Here is a 20,538-nt window from a genome sequence, read left to right as displayed (position 1 = left end):
CCTGTGGATAACTTTGCCGCCGCGGCGGTGGCGCACGAAGCGCGACGGCCCGCGGGGACACCCCGCGGGCCGCCGGTCGGTTGTCGGCGGGTCAGCCGGCGTCCAGCGCCGGCGCGGCGTCGACCACGGTGAAGACGGTGTCGAGCCCGGTGACCTGGAGGATCCGCTTGACGGCCGGACGCGGCGCCGCGAGTTCGAGCGAGCCGCTCTGCTCCTTGAGGCGCTTCATGGCCGCAAGCAGCACGTTCATGCCGGTCGAGTCACAGAACTCGACACCGCTCAGGTCGACCACGATGCGGTTGACCTGGTCGCGCAGCAGGCCCGCGAGGGCCGCCTGCAACCTGGGCGCGGTGTACAGGTCGAGCTCGCCCGTCGCCGTGACGACGGCGTGACCACCCTGAGACACGGTCGAGACGTTCAACTCCACGTTCGGCACACTATCTCGCCGAAGCCGCGCGGGCCAGACAGTTCACCAACTCCCGTGTGGCGCGGGCGTGTCCGGGGCGTGCCGCCCCAGGACGGCGCCGTACGCTTTGTGTATTACGTTCGGTGATGTCGCGGTTGCGGCCGCGCGAGACGTCCCGTCCGGCGTTCCTCGGGCGCCCGTCGGGGCGCCTCCGGCTCGCGGTCGGCCATGCCTCGTTCACGACCTGCCCTCCGATCTGCGTGGTTCCCCCTCGCGGAACGCTCCGGTAGGGAAGGCTGGGCGCGTGCGACAGCGGCATTGAGGGGGTGCGCCGCACATGAAGGCCGACCGGACGACCGACCCCAGACAGGCCCGCCTCCGCGAGCGCCTGGAGGCGATCCGCGCGCGCTCGGAGAAGTCCACCTCCTGGCGGGCCTCCACGCGCTACCTGACCCGGCTGGTGAACCGGGACGGGTTCGTCCCCGTCCGGGCGCGGCTCGCCCGCGAGGACCTCGCGTTCCTCGCCGGTGCGCGGGACGAGCTCATCGCGTTCGCCGATCTGGGCGTCCGCCTCCTCGAACTCCACCGCCCCCAGGAGTCGGGCGGCATCACCAGCGACCCCGACAACCCCATCCAGCGGTGCCGCGCATGCATGTGGCGCTGGCCCTGCCCCACGTTCCGCGCGATAGACAACGCGCTCGACACCTAGCCCACCCGGCACCCGGCACCCGGCACCCGGCACCCGGCACCACGGTCATACGTGCAGGGGCAGGCGCACCTCGAACCGGCATCCCGGCCCCACGTTCGCCACGCCGATCCTGCCCGCGTGGGCCTCGACGATGCCCCGGGCGATGGCGAGGCCGAGCCCGGCGCCGCCGCCGGGCGTGCGGGCCGCCTCGCCCCGGAACGCGACGTCGAACACGCGCGGGAGGTCGGCCTCGGGGATGCCGCCGCAGGCGTCGGCGACCGTGAGCCGCGCCTCGCCGTCCTGGACGTCCCCGACGATCTCGACGGCGCCGTCGCTCGGGGTGTGCCTGATCGCGTTCACGACGAGGTTGCGCAGCGCGCGGCCGAGCTCGCCCGTGTCCACCTGGACGGGCAGCCCCTCGCGAACGTCCCCCCGCACCCGGACGCCCTTGGCCCGCGCCAGCGGCTCAGCCCCCGCGACCGCCTCCGCGACGAGGTCGCCGAGGCCCACCCGCCGCCGCGACAACCGCAGCGCGCCCGCGTGGATGCGGGACAGCTCGAACAGGTCGTCCACCATCTCGGTGAGGCGCTCGACCTCCACGCGGATCCGCTCGTGGTAGCGCTGGACGGTGCCCTGGTCGGCGACCACGCCGTCCTCCAGCGCCTCGGCCATCGCGCGCAGCCCGGCCAGCGGGGTGCGCAGGTCGTGGCTCACCCAGGCGACCAGCTCGCGGCGGCTCGCCTCCAGGGCCTGCTCGCGCTCGTGCGCGGCGGCCAGGCGGTCGTAGGCGGCGCCGAGTTCGCGGGAGAGTTCGGCCAGCTCGGCGGGCAGGTGCGCGTCCGGCGGCGGGGTGAACCGGTCTGCGCGGACGGCCTCCACCAGCACCCGGTTCGCGGCCACCAGCCGCCGTCCGAGCAGCACCGACACCGCCATCGCGACCAGCCCCGCCGACGTCACCACCGCGAGGACGACCGACCGGTCGTGCTCGTTGAGCAGCATCATGAACGAGATCACGAGGATCCCCGAGATCGTCGCGAGCACGGTCGCCGCGCCCACGACGACGAGCTGGGTGGCCACCGAGCGGCCGCGCAGCCCGTACAGCAGCCCGAGCGCGACGGCCGCGACGACGAGCGCGGCCAGCGCCGCGTAGAAGACGACCCACAGCAGGTCCTCGAACGGGATCATGTGGGCTCGTAGCGGTAGCCGACGCCCCAGACCGTGACGATCCGGTGCGGCGCGGTCGGGTCGTCCTCGATCTTCTCGCGCAGCCGCCGGACGTGGACGGTGACCGTGGAGGAGTCGCCGAACGTCCAGTCCCAGACGCGTTCGAGCAGCTCCTCGCGGGTGAACGCCTGGCGCGGGTTGCGCAGCAGGAACGCCAGTAGATCGAACTCGCGGGCGGTGAGCGCGAGCCGCTCGCCGCGCAGCATCGCCTCGTGCGCGGCCACGTCGACGACCAGGTCGCCGTCCCGCAGCGGCCCGCCGGACCCGGTCGCGGTGACCGCCCCCCGCGCCCGCCGCAGCACCGACCGGACGCGCAGCGCCAGCTCGCGCGGGCTGAACGGCTTGGTCACATAGTCGTCCGCGCCGGTCTCCAGCCCGACGAGGCGGTCGGTCTCGGTGCCGAGCGCGGTGAGCATCACGATCGGGACGGCCGAGGTCTCGCGCAGCCTCCGGCACACCTCCAGGCCGTCCATGCCGGGGAGCATGAGGTCGAGGACGACGAGGTCGGGCGGGCGGTCGCGGGCCGTGCGCAGCGCCGTGTTCCCGTCCGCGACGCACTCGACGTCGTGGCCGTCGCGGGCCAGGTAGCGCGCGACGACCTCGGCGACCGTCGGGTCGTCGTCGACCACGAGGACACGCCCGGCGTGGGTCATCGGGCCCACCACGGCAGAGAGATCACCCTTTCACGCTACGGCGCCGCCCACCGTTTCCACCGATCGCGTCACCACTCCGTAAGGAAATCGGTGGCGGGACCCTGCCATCCCGTCGCCACCGCCGACGTTCGTCGCTTTAATGAGCGAATGCCGCCATCTCGCAAAGCGACCCCCATAGTCGGAGCAGTCGCCCTCGTCCTGGTCGGCGGAGCGGTCGCCACCGGGATCGCCCTCGTCATGACCTACGTCCGCCTCTACGAGTCGCCGACGCTGCGGGACGTGCGGATCTCGACCGGCTACTACGCGTTCGAGTGCCTGCTCGTGGGCGTCCTCACGGCGCTCGGGACGCTGCTCGCCCGCCCCCGCGACCCGGTCACCCCGGTCGCCGCGGCGGTCTCCGGCTACGTCGCCCTGTACGTGGGGCAGCGGATCGGCGTGATCGTCTACTCGGTCACCCAGGGCTACGGGATGCCGAGCGGGCATGAGCTGAACTTCATCCTCAGGCCGCACTTCGAGGGCTGGGACCTGCTGGCCGTGCTCGCGGCCGGGGCGATCGCCGGGCTGCGCGTCGTGATGGTCGCGGGCGGCACGGCGCCGCGCGGGCCCGCGCCCGCGTTCGGCGCCCAGCCCGGATACCCGCACCCGCAGTTCCAGCCGCCCCCGCCGGGCCGGCCTCCCGTGCCAGGCCACCCTCCGGCCTACGGACCGCCTGGACAGCCCTACCAGCCGCCCATGGGACAGTTCCCGCCTCAGGGTGGCGCCCCCGGGACGCCTCAGGGTGGTGGTCCGCCGTACGGCGGGGTCTAGTACCTTTCGGCTGGTCCCATGGTGTGATGCCGATTCACGTTCGAACGAATAGCGTGTGACCCATGGGTAAGACAATCCTGACGATCATCGGCGTCGTACTCGCGATCTGGGTCGCGATGAGCGTGGTCGGCGCCATCATCTCCATGCTGAAGCTGTTCTTCTTCATCGGCTTCGTGGCCGTGCTCGTCGTCCTCGCGGTGACGCTCATCTCCAAGTCGAAGAGCCGGTTGTAGAGCGGCCCGCCCCCTTGTCGGGGCCCGCCGTTGCCCTCATGATGCCGGGACAAGCAGGCGGTCATCGGCGAAGGGACCAGCGTGGCGGGCCTGACCGACGTGCTCCGCGAGCGGGCGGAGCTGCACCCCGATCGCATCGCGTACATCGCGGGCGACCTACAGAGCACCTACGGTGACTTCGACCGGCGGGCCGACCGGGCCGCGGCGGCGCTGGCCGCGTCCGGTGTCGGCCACGGCGACCGTGTCGCGATCCTCGACAAGAACTCCCTGGAGTACGCCGAGCAGTGTTTCGGCGCGGCGCGGATCGGGGCCGTCCAGGTACCGGTGAACTACCGGCTGGAGCCGGACGAGGTCGCCTACATCGTCAACAACGCGCGGGCGAAGGTGTTCATCGTCGGCCCCGAGTTCGTCCCCGTCCTGGACGCGGTGGCGAGCCGGCTTGAGCACACGACCCACCTCATCGTCATCGGCGGCCCGCCCGGCGCCTACCGCGACTACTCCACCTGGCTGGACGAGGCGCCCGCGGCGGTCTTACCCGAGACCGCCACCTCGGACGTGTTCGTCCAGCTCTACTCCTCCGGCACCACGGGCCTGCCCAAGGGCGTGATGCTGACCCACGACAACTTCCTCTCCGTGCTCCCGCTGACCCACGGCGCGTGGGACATCGACGACGCGTCGGTGATGGCGATCGCGATGCCGATGTACCACGTCGCCGGCCACGCCCTCAGCATCTGCGTGATCTACGAGGGCATCACCGGGGTCCTCAACCGCGACCCCGACCCGACCGCCATCGCCCGGGCGGTCGAGCGCCACCGCGTGACGCACCTCTTCCTCGTCCCGGCCCTGCTCCAGTTCATGCCGATGATCCCGGCGGTCGCGGAGGCGGACATGTCCAGCCTGCGGATCATGCTGTACGGGGCGTCGCCGATCAGCGAGGACGTCCTGCGCGGCGCCATGGCGATGCTGCCCCACACCGGGTTCATCCAGGTCTACGGGCTGACCGAGACCACCGGCGCGATCACGATGCTGCCCGCCGCCGACCACGACCTGAGCGGTCCCGGGCTGCGCCGGCTGCGCAGCGCCGGGCTGCCCAACCAGGGCTGCGACCTGCGGATCGTCGATCCCTCGACGCTGGCCGACCTGCCCGCGGGCGCGGTCGGCGAGATCCTGTGCCGGACGCCGCAGAACATGAAGGGCTACTGGCGGCTGCCCGAGGCGACCGCGGCCACGCTGCTGCCCGGCGGCTGGCTCCGCACGGGCGACGCCGGATACCTCGACGAGGACGGCTACCTCTACATCCACGACCGCGTCAAGGACATGATCATCTCGGGCGGCGAGAACGTCTACCCCGCCCAGATCGAGAACGTGCTGATGGACCATCCGGCGGTCGGCGACTGCGCGGTGATCGGCGTCCCGGACGAGCGCTGGGGCGAGACCCCGAAGGCGGTCGTCGTGCTGGCGGCGGACGCCACCGACGAGGAGCTCATCGAGCACTGCCGCGCGCGCCTGGCCCACTTCAAGTGCCCGACGTCGGTCGAGCGCCGCGACTCGATCCCCCGCAACCCCACCGGCAAGATCCTCAAGCGCGAGCTGCGCGACCCCTACTGGCGGGACGAGGACCGGCCCGTCCGCTAGGGCGCGACGCCCGGCTCGGGAGCCGCGTCCAGGTCGGCCAGGACGTGCGCCACCTGCCGGCGCATCTGGCGCGCCTGCCGTTCGGGCGGCCAGCGGCGGGGATCGAACACGGCCTGGATGCCGATGCCGTCCACCGCCGTCATCAGGGTCTCGGCGGCCTCCTCCAGCGGCGGCCCGGACGGACGGCCGGGCGCCGCCAGGACGAGTTGGAGCGCCTCCCGCCACGTCCGGTAGCGGTCCCGCTGTTCCCGCGCCAGCGCCGGATCGTGCGCGGCGGACCCCCAGAACGCGATCGACACCCGCCATTCGAGGCGGCGGCGGTCGTCCATGGGCAGGCACTCGCACAGCAGCGTCTCGATACCGGTCGACGGGTCGGCGGCCAGCGCGGCGACGCGGTCGGCCACGGCCCGGCTCACCGAGTTCAGGGCCGCCAGCAGCACCTCGTCCTTGCCCCGGAAGTAGTGCGTGACCATGCCGGTGGTGCACCCGGCGGCGGCCGCGATGTCGCGCATCGTGGCCCCGGCCGGTCCGGACGCGGCGATGACCTGGCAGGCCGCGGCGGTGATGGCGCGGCGGCGCCCCTCGTGATCGACGACCTTCGGCATTGACACCGGAGGTTACATCATGCAGGTTACGTAACCATGGTTATGGGAAAACCGGCCGCCCCGAAGAGCCCGGCGGCGGGCCGGACGCGGGTCCAGGCCGCCACGGGGCCCGGACGCGTCCTGAAGACGCTGATGCTCGGCACGGACGTCGGCTTCGTCCTCTACTGGGTGATCACGGCCCTGCACGTACTCCCGGCGGAGTCGCTGTTCAAGGACTACGAGAACGACCTCGTCGTGGCCTGGAACTGGTCGTTCCTGCCCCTCGACCTCCTGGTGAGCGCCACCGGCCTGACCGCGCTGGCGCTGGCCCGCCGGGGCGTCCCGGCCTGGCGCCCGCTGACGGTCGTCTCGCTCACGCTGACGTCGGTGTCGGGCCTCCAGGCGATCTCCTACTGGACGATCCGCGCCGACGTCAGCCTCTCCTGGTGGCTGCCCAACCTGTTCCTGCTGCTCTACCCACTGGCGCCGATCGCCGCCCTGCTGTGCGGCGGGACCCCTAGGGCTGCCGGAAGCGGATCACCGCGGACAGCGGGCGGTGGTCCGAGGAGGTGACGGCCGCGTCGGGCACGCTGGAGGAGGTGCCCGTGTCCTTGGTGATGAACAGGTAGTCGGCCTTGCGCAGGGCCTGCCCCCGCCAGTCCTGGACGGTCTTCGCCCCGGTACGGGCCGCCGCGCTCTGGTCGCACTCGGCGTAGGCGCGGTACAGCGGGTCGAGCACCGGATCCTCGGGGCCGTCGGTGAGGTCGCCCCCGACGACGACACGGGCACCCGAACCGGCGACCGACACCAGCGCGTGCGCCTGCTTCCGCCGCCACGCGCCGTCCGGGTCCTCTGCCTTCGTGCTGAACTGCGTGCCGCAGACCCGGGTGTTCCAGGACGGGACGTCGCCGCAGACCGCCGACCGTCCGGCATAGGAGGGCGAGGGCAGCCGGGACGTGCGGACGCCGCCCATCTGCGCCTCGACACCCACCGCGACGCCGGGCCGCCCCTGGCCGCCCGCGCAGGCGGGCCCCCCGGCGAACGGCGCGAACGCCCAGGTCCACTTGGCGAACCGCCCGGTCCGCTTGAGGGTCTTGACCTGCCCGGAGCAGACGTCCTGGAGGAACACGGCGTTCGTCTTGACCGTCCGGCCGCCGACCTCGGTGGCGTTCATCCGGGTGGTGATCCGCCGCGTCAGCTCCTCCGGCCGCCCGCCGAGCGGGCAGCCGGGACGCGGCACCCCGCACACGTTCCAGGTCATCGCGCTGATCGTCACCGCGGGGGTCTCGCGCGCCCCGTCGGCGTGCGCGGGCCCGCCGCCCGGCAGGCCGTCGATGGCGGCGCCGGCGCCCGCGGCGGCGACCACGGCGGCGGCTCCGCAGACCGAGAGGAGGGGAATCAGGGCGCGGGGGGATCGCACACGTTCTCCAGAAATGGGGGTTTCATCGGGGATGATGTCGAAATCCCACCACATCAAGATCGCATCCGCCAGCGATTCGCCGCCCCCGGAGCGTGAGATTTCCCGGTCCGAGCCGCGCGCCCGGAGGCGCGCGTCCCGGACCGGGAGAACCGGCCCCTAATCCAGGAGGGCGGTGACCGTCCCGGCGCCGACCGTGCGCCCGCCCTCACGGACGGCGAAGCCGAGGCCCTCGGTCATCGCGACCGGCTTGCCCAGCTCCACGTCCATCTCGACCGAGTCGCCGGGCATCGCCATGCCGCCCTCGCCGCCGAGGTCCACGCCGCCGACGACGTCGGTCGTGCGGAAGTGGAACTGCGGGCGGTAGCCGTGGAAGAACGGCCTGCTCCGCCCGCCCTCCGCCGCCGTCAGCACCCGGACCCGCGCGCGGAACCGGGTGTGCGGGCTGATCGCGCCCGGCACGCTGACGACCTGGCCCCGCCGGACCTGGTCGCGCCGGACGCCGCGCAGCAGCATCGCGGTGTTGTCGCCCGCCTCCGCGTGGTCCATCGACCGGCCGAACGTCTCCAGACCCGTCGCCACCGACGTGAAGGAGTCGCCGAGGCCGACGACCTCGACGGCGTCGCCGAGCCGGACCGCGCCCCGCGCGACGACGCCGGTGACGACCGTCCCGCGCCCGGTGATCGTGAGCACGTTCTCCACCGGCATGAGGAACGGCAGGTCCAGCACCCGCTCGGGCACCGGCACGTAGGCGTCGACCGCGTCGAGCAGGTCGATGATCCGGGACGTCCAGTACGGGTCGCCCTCCAGCGCCCGCAGCCCCGACACCCGCACGACCGGTACCTCCTCACCCGGGAAGCCGTACTCCGACAGCAGCTCGCGCACCTCCAGCTCGACGAGGTCGAGCAGCTCGGCGTCCTCGACCATGTCGGACTTGTTCAGCGCCACGACCACGTGCCGGACACCGACCTGCTGCGCGAGCACGACGTGCTCCCGCGTCTGCGGCATGGCCCCGTCCTGCGCGGACACGACCAGGATCGCCCCGTCCACCTGGGCCGCCCCGGTGATCATGTTCTTCACGAAGTCGGCGTGCCCGGGCATGTCGATGTGGGCGTAGTGCCTGGTCGCGGTCGCGTACTCGACGTGCGCGACGTTGATCGTGATGCCGCGGTCGCGCTCCTCCGGCGCCCGGTCGATGCCCTCGAACGGGACGGCGGCGGCGAGCCCGCGCCCGGCGAGCACCTTCGTGATCGCCGCGGTCAGCGTGGTCTTGCCGTGGTCGACGTGCCCCATCGTGCCGATGTTCAGATGCGGCTTGGCGCGCTCGTAAGCCTGCTTGGCCATGATCCTCGTCCTCACCCTGTGTTGCGTGGAAGTGAGAACCGCGCGGGCCCCTGAAGGGCTCGCACATGTCCAGGCCACCCCCCTCCGCTGGTTCTCCGGAGGTGGGACGGAGAGGGGTCAGCTTCGCGCGCCGCCTGCGACGGCCGCGTTCGCCGCGGCTGCCGGGAAGGCAGCCGGCACCGCGCTCAGCGGGCAGAGGCCCGCGAGCGTCAGGGTGCCGGCCGCGAAGTACATGCCGCGCACATTACGAGCCGCCCGTTCGGCTGTCGACAGGTTTTCCGGGCGGCGATCCCCGAGGTCGCCGCCGGGCGGCCCTGATCGCCATCACCTTCGAAGTGACTGAAGTGGGACCTGGGAGGCCAGGAGGGACAGGCTCATCCGGGCGACTACTTACTGTTAGATTGAAGACACGTTACGCAACGAACCGGAGGGTCAATGTCCGCGTGGAACGCCGTCGCAAAGCTCGACCCGTTCAAGACCCGGATCGACGAGGAGGTGTCGTCCCCGCCGCCGCCGGACCAGGAATGGCGGTTCGCGGACGAGGGCGGAACGGCCTGGGTCTTCCACGCCGAGGGCAGGCAGCACCTGGCCAGGCCCGTCATCCTGTCGGACGGCTTCCACGGCGGCCCGACCGTTCTGAACGACGCGATCCACAATCTGGAGTTCGCAGGTTATCCGTTCCTCTCCGAACTGCGGCGGGAGGGCTATGACCTGATCATCCTCGGTTACCAGGACTGCACCGCGTCGATTCTCGACAACGCCAGGGCGGCCACGGCCTGCGTCAAGAAGGCGATCGCCGAGCGGCGAGGAGAGGCGAAACTCGCCGTCGGCGGATTCAGCATGGGCGGGATCATCACCCGGTACGCGCTCGCCGCGATGGAGCACGCCGAGGACGACCACCAGACCGGCACCTACGTCAGCTACGACAGCCCGCACCACGGCGCGTGGCTCCCGGTCGCGGTGCAGGCGTTCGCGCACTGGGTGGCCGAGAAGTTCGAGGGCGCCGACGGCTTCTCCAAGCTGGTCGACAGCCCGGCCGCACGGCAGTTGCTGGAGTACCACATCGCCGCGTTCGGCGAGGTCCCGCGCGTCGATCCGCTGCGCCGGGAGTTCCTCGCCAAGCTCACCGAGGTCGGCTCGTGGCCCAAGGGCCCGCGGAAGATCGGCGTGGCGAACGGGACCGGCGACGGCATGCCCAACGGCGTGCCGCCGGGCGAGAAGGCGCTGATCACCTCCCCGCCGGACCTCATCACGCTCTACACGCAGGAATCCGGCGCGGGAAGGCTCGTCGCCAACGTGTTCGGCGAGGAGCAGAGGACCGACGACCTGCCGATGGCCGACGGCGCGCCCGGCGGCCTCCTGGACTTCTTCCGGCAGCTCGCCCAGGCCGTCAATGACATCAACCTGGGCATCTCGGCGGAGGCCGTTTATCCGTGGACCTCCTTCGTCCCCTCCATCAGCGCGATGGCGGCGAAGACCGACAAGCCATGGGACAACGAGAACCTCTACGGCGAACTCGCCAACCTCGCCAGCGAGTTCGACGACTTCAAGTTCGCCGATATCGACGAGCGCCACACCGATGTGACCGAGGACCTCTGCACCTGGATCATCAAGGAACTCGGCGAGGCATGACGACCGGCGGGGCGGCCGCCGGGGGCCGATCCCCCCGGCGGCCGCGCCCCCCACAAAACCGGCCCGGTCATATTCGGCGGTGCGCCGTGATCTCTTTCGCGTTGGCGCGGATCCATCGCAGCAGCGGGTCCAGCGCCGCCGCCGCGCCGCGGCCGAGCGGGGTCACCGAGTACGTCACCGGTGGCGGCTGCCCCGCGCCGACCTCGCGGTGCACCAGGCCGTCCTGCTGGAGTGCGCGCAGGGTGGCCGCGAGGCTCTTGTCGCTGATGCCCTCGACCACCGCGCGCAGCTCGTGGTAGCGACGCGGTTGGGCGAGCAGCGCCGTGAGGACCAGGATCGTCCAGCGGCCGGCGAGGTGGCCCAGCACCTCGCGCGCCGGGCAGTCCTTGTGGAACTCGTCACCCATCGCACCTCTCCCGGGCCTCCGGTCTGCGCGCTCACCCCCGGGTGAGGACCACACCGCGTGGTGAGCGCCTTCTCCCGCTTCTGCGCTCTCCTTAGGTTAGTGACCTGCTCACGACCGAGGAGGAAGCGTGCCATCGACCACACTCGTCACCGGTGCCGCCCGCGGCCTGGGCGCGTCCATCGCACGGCGGCTCGGGACGCGCGGGCACCACGTGATCGTCAACTACCGCTCCAGCGCCGCCGACGCGGCCGAGGTCGTGCGCGGCATCGAGGCCGCCGGCGGCAGCGCGTCGAGCGCCGGGGCCGACGTCACCGACCCGTCCGCCGTCGACGGGCTGGTGACCGGGATCCTCGCCGCGCGCGGGCGGATCGACACGGTCGTCGTCAACGCCAACACCGCTCCGCCCCCGTTCGCCGCCCTGGCCGACCTGTCGTGGACGGCGTTCGCGGCCAAGGTCACCGGCGAGCTGGCCGGCGCCTTCCACATCACCAAGCGCGTCCTCGCGCCGATGCGGGCGCAGGGCGCGGGCCGGATCGTCTACATCGGCAGCACCGCCGCCGACTACGTCGGCGGGGGACGGCTCGCGCACGGCACGGCGAAGTCCGCGCTGGCCACCTTCGCCCGCCACGTCGCCGCCGAGACCGCGCGCGACGGCGTCAGCGTGCTCGTCGTGGCCCCCGGCGCGGTCCGCACACCGGCGACGGCCGAGATCCTGGACGGCGAGCGCGGCGCCGTCCTCGCCCGGGAGTCCGTGCTCGGCCGGGTGCTCGAACCCGAGGACGTCGCCGAGGCGGTGGCGATGGCCGCCGACCCGGCCCTGCACGCGGCCACCGGCACGACCCTGCGGGTGGACGGCGGCTGGTCGGTCCTCGTCGGCGGCCCGTCCAGCTGAGCGCCCCCGCCGGAACGCCCCCGCTCCCCTCACGCCTTCCATGTCATCTCCGGCGGGGGCGCGTAGGTGGTGCGGCTGGGCCGCACGCCCAGCCGCACGCAGTTCTCCAGCCACAGCAGCGCCGCGCCGGTCGGGTCGATCACCGGCAGGTAGGCGCCGCGTGCCGCGAGCCGGTCCTGGAGCATGCGCGCGATCCGGATGAACCCCACGCAGCCGAGGACGATCACGTCGGCCTCGTCGCCGCCGGCCATCGCGCGGGCCTGCTCGTCCAGCAGATCGACCATGGCGGTCTGGTCGTCGGGGTGCAGCACCGCCGCGTCGATGACGCGGATCGAGGTGCAGCGGTCCTGGAGGCCGTGGCCGCGCACCAGCTCCCGGAAGATGGGGATCACGCCGGGCAGCACGCTCAGCACGCCGACCCGCTGCCCCAGCGACAGCGCCGTGAGCAGCGCCGGCTCGAACCCGCCGGCCACCGGAACGTCGACGACCTCGCGCGCGGCCTCGACGGCCGGGTCGCCGGCGCAGGCGATGAAGACGGCGTCGGTGCCGCGCTCGCCGGCGGCCTCGACCTGGTCCAGCAGCGCGGGCGCCGCCCGCGCCATCTCGGCCCGGGACGCCACCGACTCGGGGCCGCCGCTGACGACGACCTCCAGTTCGGTGTCGGGCCGGGTCCAGCGGGCGCACTCCGCGTGGACCATGCCCTGGAACGGCGCGGCGTTGCCGGGCAGCACCACGGTCAGGCGCATCAGAACTCCCCGCTCCGCTCGCTCGCCTTCCGGGGGCGCGCGGGCGCCCCCGGTTCCGGCGCGCGGACGGGCGGCGGCGCCGGGTGGAGCAGCCGGGTCGCCCGCCCCCGGACCCCCGCCGCCTTCAGGACCACGGCGGCGTGGAACGCGGCGGCGGCGCGGCGGTGCCGGGAGGGGCGCAGGACGTCGTAGCCGTCGCGGACGATCTGCTCGGTCGACGCGCGCGCCAGCGCCACGTACTGCCGGGGCAGCTCGCGCATCGAGGGGTGCACCAGGCGCCACCAGCCGGCGGCCCTGTCCAGGTACTCGCGCGCGCGCCGCACCTGGAACTCGACCAGGTCCCGCAGCGCCGGGGTCGTCCGGCCCGTCCGCACCGTCCGCTCCAGCCCTTCGCGGGTCAGCCCGAACCGGTCCAGGTCCTCCACCGGGATGTAGAGGCGGCCGTCGTGCAGGTCCTCGCGCAGATCACGCAGGTAGTCGGTCAGTTGCAGGCCGAAGCTCATCGCCTCCGCCGCCGCCGCGGCGGCCTCCTCGTCGCGCGGGTGGAACAGCAGACCGCCCCACTGCGACCCCTGCGCGCACACCCCGTGGACGTAGCCGGCCAGCTCGGCGAACGTCTCGTACTGGGTGACGTGCAGATCCGTGCTGATGGTGTCCAGGAACAGCCGCACGCTGTCGTCCGGGATCCGCCAGGCCGCGCTGAAGTGCGCGAACGCACGGGCCAGGTGGGCGGGCCGCCCGTCCTCGCCCGGCCAGGGGTCCTCGCCCGTGCGCAGCAGGTGGAACTGGGCGACGTAGCGCTCGTACCGGACGGTGCGCTCCGCGACCGCGACGTCGGGGTCGTCGAGCACGTCGTCGACGTAGGTGGTGAAGGCCAGGATGGCGTCCCAGTAGGGGCGGTGGCCGGGCGGCAGCAGCGCCCGCGCCGCCGGATAGGCCGCCGAGTTGCGGCTCCGCAGGAACCGCGCGCAGCCCGCGTAGGCCGCCCGGAGCCGGGGGTCGTGCAGGCCGGCGGCGTCCAGCTCGCTCTTCATCGCGCTTCTCCGTTCGTGATCGCGGCCCTGCCGGAACCGGCGGCGCCCGGTGGCGAGGTGGGGTAGATCAGCGCGTAGCCCTGCCGGGGGCTGGGGCGCAGCGGCGTGCGACCGGAGAAGATCAGATCCGCCAGCAGCACCGGACGGTGGTAGAAGCACAGCGAGGACGGCACGTCGAAGATCGCCGCCGCGTCCAGGAAGAACGGCAGTTCGGCCGCCAGGTAGTCGGTCGCCAGCTCCTGCTGCTCGGGGGTCGGTTCGGCGTGCCCGAGCCTGCCGGCCAGCACCTGGCGGCTCATCTTCAGGCACGCCGTGTGCAGCCGGTCGTCAGTGGCGAGGACCCGCCGCACCCGCTCCAGTAACCGCTGGTAGACGGGGCTCGCGGCCAGCGTCGACATCAGGTGCACCGCGTGGCCCGGCCCCGGGCCGCCGGCCGCCTTCCACGCGCGCAGCACCCGGTTGCGCAGCACGGCCGTCTCCCCGCGCGCCTTCTTGGCCGCGCGCTCGGGCACGTACCCGAGCGCCAGGTGCGTGTGCACCAGCGCACTGTCGGGCACCACCACGTCCACGCGGGCGAAGGTGGCGCTCAGCCAGCCCAGCAGCCCGGTCAGCCGCGCCACGTTGAAGTAGCTGTTGTTCGGGCTGACGCCCATGACGACATGCGCCCTGCTCTCGTAGACCGCACCGCAGTTCGGGGTGAAGGGCTCGATGACGAACCCTGGTCCGGCTCCGGCGTCCGACTCGCGTGCCACAGTTTCGTCTTTGATGGCCATGGCCTCTCGTGTGGTCCCCGGCGCGCCCGTCATGGTCCCCCGACGTCGCACCCCGATTCCGTACCAATAATCACTACATGTAGCAATATGATCACTTCCAGCGACATAAGCAGATGCTGGCCACGCAGGCATCCCTGTATCCCGGCGGAGCCGGGGAAGGAAAACCAGCGCCGACCGCTACAACCACCAGGTCAAACCCCAGCCCCCTGCACGGGGGCTGGGGGGCGGGGTTCAGGAGAAGTCGGGCGCGTGGTCGAGGGTCCACTGCCGGTAGGTGCGGCCCGGGTGCCCGGCGATGCGCCGCACGACGTCGTTGACCTCCGCGGGCCGGTCGACGGCCTTGGCCATCATGGCGAAGAGGGCGTCGAGGAACGCGCCGTCCATGAACCGGGCCATCTGCTTCCTGGTCGCCTCGGGGTCGAGGTCCTCCACGACGAGCGGGCGCCCGAGCGTCTCGGCGAGGATCGCGACCTGGTCGGCCTGCGTGAGCGCCTCGGGCCCGGTCAGGTCGTAGACCTCCCCCGCGTGGCCCTCGTCGACCAGGGCGCGGACGGCGACGTCCGCGACGTCGCGCTCGTGGATCGCGCTGAAGGAGGCCCGGGTGTAGGGGGCCCGGACGACGTCGCCGCCCTGCAACTGCATGCCGAAGGTGAGCGAGTTGATGGCGGGGAACAGCAGCCGCAGGAACGTGTGCTCCATGCCGGACTCGGCGATGAGCCGCTCGACGCCCGCGTGGTAGGCGGCGATGACGTCGGGCTGCTCGTCCGCGCCGTCGACGACGGCGCCCGAGGACAGGAACACGATCCGCCGCACACCGGCCTTGGCGGCCGCCTCGATCAGGGCGGTCGCGTCCATGCCGTATTGCAGGACGAGGAAGGCGGCCGTCACGCCGTCGAGCGCGGCGGGGAGCGTCCGGGGGACGGTCAGGTCGGCCTGGACGACCTCGACACCCTCGGGCAGCGCGGCCTTCTCGGGGGTGCGGGTGAGCGCTCGGACCCCGTGGCCCTCCGCGTGCAGGGCCTCGACGGTCTGGCGGCCGAAGTGGGCGGTGGCGCCGATGACGAGATACATGGGGTGGCTCCTTCGGTAACCGCTGGTGAGAACGCGTTCAAACTATCAGAACGGAACACTTCGTTCCAAATCGACGTGAGCGGTGTCACAGGCTCCGGGGCGGCCGGGACGAAATATTTGCCTGCGCAGACAGTTTTACTCATCGCCGGCTTCGGCCGGCACGGGGTCGGATCCGCCCGCACCCGTCAGTTCCGACGTCAGAAGAGGTAAGGCAATGACTCGCACACCGCTCTCCCCGGACAACAGCGCGATCGTCCTCGTCGACCACGCGATCGGGTTCTCCAACCTGATCGGGTCCCACACGGTCGAGGAGGTCGTCAGCGGCACGGTCGCGCTGGCGAAGATCGCCAAGGTCTTCGACATGCCGCTGGTCGTCACCAACGGCCTCGACGAGGCGCCGTCCGGCCCGCTGTTCCCGGAGCTCGCCGAGGTCCTGGGCGACCACCCGGTCGTCCGCCGCCGCGAGGGGTTCGACGCGTTCCTGGACGAGGACTTCGCCGCCGCGATCGAGGCGACCGGGCGCAGGCGGCTGATCATGGCGGGCGTCCAGACCGACGTCTGCCTGGCCCTGACCGCCCTGACCGCGCTCGACCGCGGCCACGAGGTGTACGCGGTGGTGGACGCCTCGGCCGCCACCACCAGGGAGACCCACGACACCGCCGTGCTGCGGCTGGTCCAGGCCGGGGTGGTCCCGGTGAACTGGCTGGCCGTCGGATCCGAACTCCAGCGCACCTGGACGGACGAGAGGACCGCGTCCGGCTTCGCCCAGGTGATCTTCGAGCACCTCGGATCGTGGCGGCACCACCACGCGCTCACGGCGAACGCCCACGAGCCCGCGGCCGGGTAGCACGACGCGCGGCGGCCGGCGGTCACCTCGCCGGCCGCCACCGCCCGTTCAGCCGTCCGCGGGTCTTCTGGGGAAGCGCAGGAGGAGCAGGCCGAGACCGGCGCCCACGAACTGGAAGGACGCGATGGCCAGGACGAGGCCGACCGCGCCCACCGCGTCCGCCGAGACGGCGGTCAGGCCCGCGCCCACCGCCGATGCGGCGATCTTGAGGCTGCCCGCGGTGGTGTTGACCTGGCCGAGGCTGTCCGGGGGCGACTCGCGCTGGCGCAGCATCAGCGTCGCCGCGAACACCGGGCCCTCGACCATCCCCGCCACCGCGAACGCCGCCATCGCCCACGGGACGGACGGCACCACGGCCAGCGACGCCAGCGCCGTCCCGAACGCGACCAGCCCGGCCAGCATGACGGGCACGGCGTGCCGGGGCCGCAGCCACCGGCTGGAGGCCAGCGACCCCGCGAGCGACCCGACCGCCATCGCCACCAGCAGCCGTCCGCCCGCGCTGGGCTCCGCGCCGAGGTGCTCGGCGAGCAGCACCGCCGTCACCGCGACCCCGCCGAACCCGAGCCAGGCCAGCGTGGTCGCGGTCGTCAGCGCCCGCAGCACCCGTCCCTCGGCCAGGACGGTGAACCCGCCCATCACGACCCCGGACACCTTCTGCGCGCCCCCCGACGCCCCGGGGAAGGGCAGCAGCGGCAGGGCCAGCACGCCGAGGATCCCGCTCGCCACGATCGCGAGCCCGGCGTACTGGCCCCCCATCGCCCCGGCGAGCGCCGCCGCGAGCCCGGGGCCCGCGATCGCGGCGAGGTTGAAACTGGACGCCTCCAGCCCGTACGCGCGGGAGAGCCGCTCGGCGGGCACGAAACGCGGCAGCAGGCTGGTCAGCGCCACCACCACCGGCTCGGTGCAGCCGATCACCGCCGCGACGCACAACGCCAGCACCAGCGGCGAGCGTCCCGCCAGGAGCAGCAGCAACGCCGTCGCGGCCGCGTATCCCACCGCCATCGCGACCGCGACACGCCGGGGACGCGCCACCCGGTCGACCACGTTTCCGATCACCGGGCCGCTCAGCACGTACGGCAGCGTCATCGCCGCCTGGAGGTAACCGGCGGTCGCGGCGTCCCCCGTACGGGCCTGGACGGTGAGCACCAGCGCCGTCGCCACACCCTCCGCGGAAACACGCAGCAACGTCGCGGCCGTCAGGTGCAGAGGGAGCCCGGCGGGCTTGCCGATCACCCCGAGATCGTGCCACAGGACCGGCGACCTAGACTTTCACATGTGACGGAGACGACTGCGCACGAACACAGGGTCACCAGCGAGGTCGGGCGGCTGCGGACCGTCATCCTCCATCGCCCGGGTGCGGAGCTGAAACGGCTCACGCCCCGCAACAGCGACAAGCTGCTGTTCGACGCCATCCCCTGGGTCGGCCGCGCCCAGGAGGAGCACGACGCGTTCGCCGAGGCCCTCCGGAGCCGCGACGTCGAGGTCCTCTACATCACCGAGCTCCTCCAGGACGCCCTCGAATACGAGGGCGCCCGCGAACAGGCCATCACCGACGTCACCGCCGACCCGCGCCTCGGCGACCAGCTCCGCCGCGTCCTGGACGGCTACCTGCGCGACCAGGACCCCGAGCGCCTCGCCCACACCCTGATCGCCGGGCTCGCCCACGAGGAGCTGAAGTCGGGCCACGGCCTGGCCTACCGCCTCATGGACCGCCTGGACTTCATCGTCGACCCCCTCCCCGGCCTGCTGTTCACCCGCGACAACAGCACCTGGATCGGCGACCGCGTCGCCGTGACCAGCCTCGCCATGGAGGCCCGCCGCCGCGAGTCCGCCCTGACCGGCCTGATCTACGCCCACCACCCCCGCTTCGCGGGCGTCGACCCCGTCTACACCGCCGACCTCGAACACCTCGAAGGCGGCGACGTCCTGCTCCTGTGCCCCGGCGTGATCGCCGTCGGCACCGGCGAGCGCACCACCCCGGCGGGCGTCGAGCGGCTCGCCCGCCAGGTGATCGGCGCGGGCCTCGCCCACACCGTCCTGGCCGTCCCCATCGCGCAGGAACGTGCCACGATGCATCTCGACACCGTCTGCACGATGGTGGACGTCGATACCGTCGTCATGTACCCGCCGCTCGCCCACTCCCTGACCGCCTACAAGGTCACCCTGGAGGGCGGCGACCTCCGCGTCTCCGGCCCCCACCCCTTCCTGGAGGCCGCCGCCGAAGCGATGTCGCTGGACCGCCTCAAGGTCATCGACACCGGCCTCGACCCCGTCACCGCCGAACGCGAGCAGTGGGACGATGGCAACAACACCCTCGCCGTCGCCCCCCGCCTCTGCGTCGCCTACGAACGCAACATCGAGACCAACGCCCAACTCGAAGCGTCCGGCATCGAGGTCATCCGCATCAGCGGCAGCGAACTGGGCACGGGCCGCGGCGGCCCCCGCTGCATGTCATGTCCGGTTCATCGGGCGTAGCCCCCGACGCCGGCCGCCGGCGCCCCCTCCTTCAACGGGCCACGCGTGCGACCGCTGCATCGCTCCGAACCCGCCTGGCGACTCGCTTCGCTCGAATCCGCCTTCGGACGCGATCGCGGCGCCCGAGACCGTCGCCCGTCGCCGACCTTCCGGCCGGGCAGGCCCTGGCCCGGAGGCGTTGTGACGTGTAGCGGGCTACGGCTTCCCGGCGTCGCCGCCGTCCTCCGGGCGGAGGACGATCGTCCGGAGGGCGTCCCGTAGCAGCCCGGCGGCCCGCGGGGTGAGCGGCGCGAGGAGTTCGTCCTCGGCGGCCCGGCTGGCCTCGACGGCCAGCCGCAGGGTCTCCCGCCCGGCCTCGGTCAGCTCGACCACGTTGCGCCGCCGGTCCTCGGCGTGCGGACGGCGCGCCACGAGCCCCTTGCGCTCCAGCGCGTCCAGCATCGCGACCATCGTCGTCCGGTCGATCCCGAGCCGCTTCGCCGCCTGCTGCTGGGACCCCGGCTCGTGCCCGGCGAGCGTGAGCAGGATTCCGAGATCCCGCCCGTCGATGCCGTAGGGCGCCAGCGCGCCCGTGTTCAGCTCGACCATCCGGTGCTGCGCGTGCTTGAGCAGATACCCGAGGGTCATGCTCACCTCGGGCACCGAACCCTCACCGCTGGACACCCGTCGACTCTATCGCTAGCCTGATCGTCAGTAGTACTGATAATCAGCAGAACGACAGAAGATGGAGACGCAATGATCCTCGTCACCGGAGGCATGGGATTCATCGGTTCGCACACCGTGCAAGCGCTGCTCGACCTGGGTGAGAGCTGTGTGCTGCTCCAGCGCCGTCCGGCGGAGCACGCCGACGAGCGGGTGACCGTCGAGCAGGGCGACATCACCGATCTGGACGCGTTGCTCGGCATCGGCGCCCGCCACAAGATCACCGGCATCGTGCACCTCGCGCACTCCGGCCCCTGGCCGCCGGACCCCGACCGCCCCGTCGAGCAGGCGCGCGGCGCCCTGAACGGCCTGCTCAACGTCATGCGGGCCGCCCAGGACCGGGGCGTCCGCCGGGTCGGCGTCGCGAGCACGATCGGCGTCTACTCCGGCATCACCGCCCGGGGCGCGCTCAGGGAGGACATGCCGCTCCCGATGTCCGCCCCCCACTCGATCCCGACCTTCAAGAAGATCGGCGAACTGCTCAACGGGCACCTGGCGGACGCCACCGGCATCGAGATCGTCAACTACCGCATCTCCGGCACCTGGGGCCCGCGCGACCCCCACGGCGCCCTGTTCTTCGCGGCGCCCGAGCTGGTGCACGCGGCCGTCCAGGGAAGGGAACCGGACCTCTCCACCCTGCTCGCGCCCGCTCACGCGGAGGACGCCCTCGACCTCTGCTACGTGAAGGACACGGGCCGCGCCATCGCCCTCCTCCAACTGGCCGACCACCTGAACCACCGCACCTACAACGTGGCCTCCGGCCGCGCGACGGCCAACGCCGAGATCATCGCGTCCATCGAGCAGGTGATCCCAGGCGCCCGGGTCGGCCTCCCCACCGGAGGTCCCGCCGGCCGGAGCCACCTGGACATCGGCCGGCTCCACGAGGACACCGGCTTCAAGCCCGAATACGACACCGCCCGCGCCGTCACCGACTACATCGCCTGGCTCCGAGCAGGGAACGAGCATTGA

At 72.6% G+C, this 20,538-nt stretch carries 23 protein-coding genes; 10 read left to right on the top strand and 13 right to left on the bottom strand.

Annotated features, from left to right (window positions below):
• Nucleotides 1-91: 91 nt before the first annotated feature.
• On the bottom strand, nucleotides 92-427 hold the full coding sequence (locus tag KLI87_RS03670; RefSeq protein ID WP_214615818.1) for an STAS domain-containing protein: 336 nt from the start codon (nucleotides 425-427) through the stop codon (nucleotides 92-94).
• Nucleotides 428-743: 316 nt separating this feature from the next.
• Here KLI87_RS03670 and KLI87_RS03665 point away from each other — a divergent pair, with 316 nt between their 5' ends.
• Nucleotides 744-1,115, top strand: a complete 372-nt coding sequence (locus KLI87_RS03665; protein ID WP_156220310.1) for a hypothetical protein — start codon at nucleotides 744-746, stop codon at nucleotides 1,113-1,115.
• Nucleotides 1,116-1,160: 45 nt separating this feature from the next.
• Here the strand turns inward: KLI87_RS03665 and KLI87_RS03660 are convergent, their stop codons facing one another.
• Both KLI87_RS03660 and KLI87_RS03655 read right to left on the bottom strand, forming a co-directional pair.
• On the bottom strand, nucleotides 1,161-2,279 hold the full coding sequence (locus tag KLI87_RS03660) for a sensor histidine kinase KdpD (RefSeq protein WP_214615817.1): 1,119 nt from the start codon (nucleotides 2,277-2,279) through the stop codon (nucleotides 1,161-1,163).
• Nucleotides 2,276-2,971: a response regulator transcription factor gene (locus KLI87_RS03655; protein WP_214615816.1), complete on the bottom strand. Its 696-nt coding sequence runs from the start codon at nucleotides 2,969-2,971 to the stop codon at nucleotides 2,276-2,278. Before KLI87_RS03655 ends, KLI87_RS03660 begins: the two co-directional genes overlap by 4 nt.
• Nucleotides 2,972-3,118: 147 nt before the next feature.
• Between KLI87_RS03655 and KLI87_RS03650 the strand changes: the two genes are divergently transcribed.
• The 3 genes from KLI87_RS03650 (at nucleotide 3,119) to KLI87_RS03640 (ending at nucleotide 5,646) form a co-directional block, all read left to right on the top strand.
• Complete coding sequence (locus KLI87_RS03650) at nucleotides 3,119-3,778, top strand: hypothetical protein (RefSeq protein ID WP_214615815.1); 660 nt, start codon at nucleotides 3,119-3,121, stop codon at nucleotides 3,776-3,778.
• A gap of 62 nt (nucleotides 3,779-3,840) precedes the next feature.
• On the top strand, nucleotides 3,841-4,011 hold the full coding sequence (locus KLI87_RS03645) for a hypothetical protein (protein WP_214615814.1): 171 nt from the start codon (nucleotides 3,841-3,843) through the stop codon (nucleotides 4,009-4,011).
• An 81-nt stretch (nucleotides 4,012-4,092) separates the two neighbouring features.
• Nucleotides 4,093-5,646 (top strand): long-chain-fatty-acid--CoA ligase, encoded by a 1,554-nt coding sequence (locus KLI87_RS03640; RefSeq protein ID WP_214615813.1) that lies wholly within the window; start codon nucleotides 4,093-4,095, stop codon nucleotides 5,644-5,646.
• On the opposite strand, the gene KLI87_RS03635 is transcribed toward KLI87_RS03640, so the two are convergent.
• The gene (locus KLI87_RS03635) at nucleotides 5,643-6,251 is read right to left on the bottom strand and encodes a TetR/AcrR family transcriptional regulator (protein WP_214615812.1); all 609 of its coding nucleotides are present in this window, start codon (nucleotides 6,249-6,251) and stop codon (nucleotides 5,643-5,645) included. The two genes, KLI87_RS03640 and KLI87_RS03635, sit on opposite strands and share 4 nt — an antisense overlap.
• A 42-nt stretch (nucleotides 6,252-6,293) precedes the next feature.
• Between KLI87_RS03635 and KLI87_RS03630 the strand changes: the two genes are divergently transcribed.
• A complete protein-coding gene (locus tag KLI87_RS03630) occupies nucleotides 6,294-6,803 on the top strand; it encodes a DUF5360 family protein (protein WP_214615811.1) in 510 nt (169 codons plus the stop codon).
• On the opposite strand, the gene KLI87_RS03625 is transcribed toward KLI87_RS03630, so the two are convergent.
• Entirely contained in the window at nucleotides 6,748-7,650 is a 903-nt protein-coding gene (locus KLI87_RS03625) for an endonuclease/exonuclease/phosphatase family protein (protein WP_308165837.1), read from the bottom strand. The two genes, KLI87_RS03630 and KLI87_RS03625, sit on opposite strands and share 56 nt — an antisense overlap.
• A 156-nt stretch (nucleotides 7,651-7,806) precedes the next feature.
• Complete coding sequence (gene tuf, locus KLI87_RS03620) at nucleotides 7,807-8,991, bottom strand: elongation factor Tu (protein WP_156220315.1); 1,185 nt, start codon at nucleotides 8,989-8,991, stop codon at nucleotides 7,807-7,809.
• Nucleotides 8,992-9,426: 435 nt separating this feature from the next.
• Here tuf and KLI87_RS03615 point away from each other — a divergent pair, with 435 nt between their 5' ends.
• Entirely contained in the window at nucleotides 9,427-10,623 is a 1,197-nt protein-coding gene (locus KLI87_RS03615) for a triacylglycerol lipase (protein WP_214615810.1), read from the top strand.
• A 67-nt stretch (nucleotides 10,624-10,690) separates the two neighbouring features.
• Here KLI87_RS03615 and KLI87_RS03610 read toward each other — a convergent pair whose 3' ends face one another.
• Nucleotides 10,691-11,029, bottom strand: a complete 339-nt coding sequence (locus KLI87_RS03610; protein WP_156220317.1) for a helix-turn-helix domain-containing protein — start codon at nucleotides 11,027-11,029, stop codon at nucleotides 10,691-10,693.
• A gap of 127 nt (nucleotides 11,030-11,156) precedes the next feature.
• On the opposite strand from KLI87_RS03610, the gene KLI87_RS03605 reads away from it, so the two are divergent.
• On the top strand, nucleotides 11,157-11,921 hold the full coding sequence (locus KLI87_RS03605) for an SDR family oxidoreductase (protein WP_214615809.1): 765 nt from the start codon (nucleotides 11,157-11,159) through the stop codon (nucleotides 11,919-11,921).
• A gap of 29 nt (nucleotides 11,922-11,950) precedes the next feature.
• Here KLI87_RS03605 and KLI87_RS03600 read toward each other — a convergent pair whose 3' ends face one another.
• The 4 genes from KLI87_RS03600 to KLI87_RS03585 all read right to left on the bottom strand — a co-directional run bounded on the left by KLI87_RS03600 (nucleotide 11,951) and on the right by KLI87_RS03585 (nucleotide 15,545).
• The gene (locus tag KLI87_RS03600) at nucleotides 11,951-12,667 is read right to left on the bottom strand and encodes an aspartate/glutamate racemase family protein (protein WP_214615808.1); all 717 of its coding nucleotides are present in this window, start codon (nucleotides 12,665-12,667) and stop codon (nucleotides 11,951-11,953) included.
• Nucleotides 12,667-13,701, bottom strand: coding sequence for a squalene/phytoene synthase family protein (locus KLI87_RS03595; protein WP_214615807.1), 1,035 nt, complete (start codon nucleotides 13,699-13,701; stop codon nucleotides 12,667-12,669). The genes KLI87_RS03600 and KLI87_RS03595 overlap by 1 nt, the downstream gene beginning before the upstream one ends.
• Complete coding sequence (locus KLI87_RS03590) at nucleotides 13,698-14,453, bottom strand: tRNA-dependent cyclodipeptide synthase (RefSeq protein ID WP_214615806.1); 756 nt, start codon at nucleotides 14,451-14,453, stop codon at nucleotides 13,698-13,700. The genes KLI87_RS03595 and KLI87_RS03590 overlap by 4 nt, the downstream gene beginning before the upstream one ends.
• Before the next feature lie 252 nt (nucleotides 14,454-14,705).
• A complete protein-coding gene (locus tag KLI87_RS03585) occupies nucleotides 14,706-15,545 on the bottom strand; it encodes an NAD(P)H-binding protein (RefSeq protein WP_214615805.1) in 840 nt (279 codons plus the stop codon).
• Between the two features lie 214 nt (nucleotides 15,546-15,759).
• Here KLI87_RS03585 and KLI87_RS03580 point away from each other — a divergent pair, with 214 nt between their 5' ends.
• Nucleotides 15,760-16,392, top strand: a complete 633-nt coding sequence (locus KLI87_RS03580; RefSeq protein WP_214615804.1) for an isochorismatase family protein — start codon at nucleotides 15,760-15,762, stop codon at nucleotides 16,390-16,392.
• A 48-nt stretch (nucleotides 16,393-16,440) separates the two neighbouring features.
• Here the strand turns inward: KLI87_RS03580 and KLI87_RS03575 are convergent, their stop codons facing one another.
• On the bottom strand, nucleotides 16,441-17,625 hold the full coding sequence (locus tag KLI87_RS03575; protein ID WP_214615803.1) for an MFS transporter: 1,185 nt from the start codon (nucleotides 17,623-17,625) through the stop codon (nucleotides 16,441-16,443).
• 42 nt (nucleotides 17,626-17,667) lie between these two features.
• Between KLI87_RS03575 and KLI87_RS03570 the strand changes: the two genes are divergently transcribed.
• Nucleotides 17,668-18,867: an arginine deiminase gene (locus KLI87_RS03570; protein WP_214615802.1), complete on the top strand. Its 1,200-nt coding sequence runs from the start codon at nucleotides 17,668-17,670 to the stop codon at nucleotides 18,865-18,867.
• A gap of 195 nt (nucleotides 18,868-19,062) precedes the next feature.
• Here KLI87_RS03570 and KLI87_RS03565 read toward each other — a convergent pair whose 3' ends face one another.
• Nucleotides 19,063-19,530, bottom strand: coding sequence for a MarR family winged helix-turn-helix transcriptional regulator (locus KLI87_RS03565; protein ID WP_214615801.1), 468 nt, complete (start codon nucleotides 19,528-19,530; stop codon nucleotides 19,063-19,065).
• A 72-nt stretch (nucleotides 19,531-19,602) separates the two neighbouring features.
• Here KLI87_RS03565 and KLI87_RS03560 point away from each other — a divergent pair, with 72 nt between their 5' ends.
• Entirely contained in the window at nucleotides 19,603-20,538 is a 936-nt protein-coding gene (locus KLI87_RS03560; protein ID WP_214615800.1) for an NAD(P)-dependent oxidoreductase, read from the top strand.

The organism is Actinomadura sp. NEAU-AAG7 (genome assembly GCF_018603865.1).
In the GTDB taxonomy this organism is placed as follows: Bacteria; Actinomycetota; Actinomycetes; order Streptosporangiales; family Streptosporangiaceae; genus Spirillospora; species Spirillospora litoris.
This window is presented reverse-complemented; position numbering and strand designations above follow the sequence as displayed.

Bases quoted from the DNA above. Each gene is read 5' to 3' on its own strand.
- KLI87_RS03665 (WP_156220310.1), top strand. From the start codon at position 744: ATGAAGGCCGACCGGACGACCGACCCCAGACAGGCCCGCCTCCGCGAG.
- KLI87_RS03660 (WP_214615817.1), bottom strand. From the start codon at position 2,279: ATGATCCCGTTCGAGGACCTGCTGTGGGTCGTCTTCTACGCGGCGCTG.
- KLI87_RS03655 (WP_214615816.1), bottom strand. From the start codon at position 2,971: ATGACCCACGCCGGGCGTGTCCTCGTGGTCGACGACGACCCGACGGTC.
- KLI87_RS03650 (WP_214615815.1), top strand. From the start codon at position 3,119: ATGCCGCCATCTCGCAAAGCGACCCCCATAGTCGGAGCAGTCGCCCTC.
- KLI87_RS03645 (WP_214615814.1), top strand. From the start codon at position 3,841: ATGGGTAAGACAATCCTGACGATCATCGGCGTCGTACTCGCGATCTGG.
- KLI87_RS03635 (WP_214615812.1), bottom strand. From the start codon at position 6,251: ATGCCGAAGGTCGTCGATCACGAGGGGCGCCGCCGCGCCATCACCGCC.
- KLI87_RS03630 (WP_214615811.1), top strand. From the start codon at position 6,294: ATGGGAAAACCGGCCGCCCCGAAGAGCCCGGCGGCGGGCCGGACGCGG.
- tuf (WP_156220315.1), bottom strand. From the start codon at position 8,991: ATGGCCAAGCAGGCTTACGAGCGCGCCAAGCCGCATCTGAACATCGGC.
- KLI87_RS03615 (WP_214615810.1), top strand. From the start codon at position 9,427: ATGTCCGCGTGGAACGCCGTCGCAAAGCTCGACCCGTTCAAGACCCGG.
- KLI87_RS03610 (WP_156220317.1), bottom strand. From the start codon at position 11,029: ATGGGTGACGAGTTCCACAAGGACTGCCCGGCGCGCGAGGTGCTGGGC.
- KLI87_RS03600 (WP_214615808.1), bottom strand. From the start codon at position 12,667: ATGCGCCTGACCGTGGTGCTGCCCGGCAACGCCGCGCCGTTCCAGGGC.
- KLI87_RS03595 (WP_214615807.1), bottom strand. From the start codon at position 13,701: ATGAAGAGCGAGCTGGACGCCGCCGGCCTGCACGACCCCCGGCTCCGG.
- KLI87_RS03585 (WP_214615805.1), bottom strand. From the start codon at position 15,545: ATGTATCTCGTCATCGGCGCCACCGCCCACTTCGGCCGCCAGACCGTC.
- KLI87_RS03580 (WP_214615804.1), top strand. From the start codon at position 15,760: ATGACTCGCACACCGCTCTCCCCGGACAACAGCGCGATCGTCCTCGTC.
- KLI87_RS03560 (WP_214615800.1), top strand. From the start codon at position 19,603: ATGATCCTCGTCACCGGAGGCATGGGATTCATCGGTTCGCACACCGTG.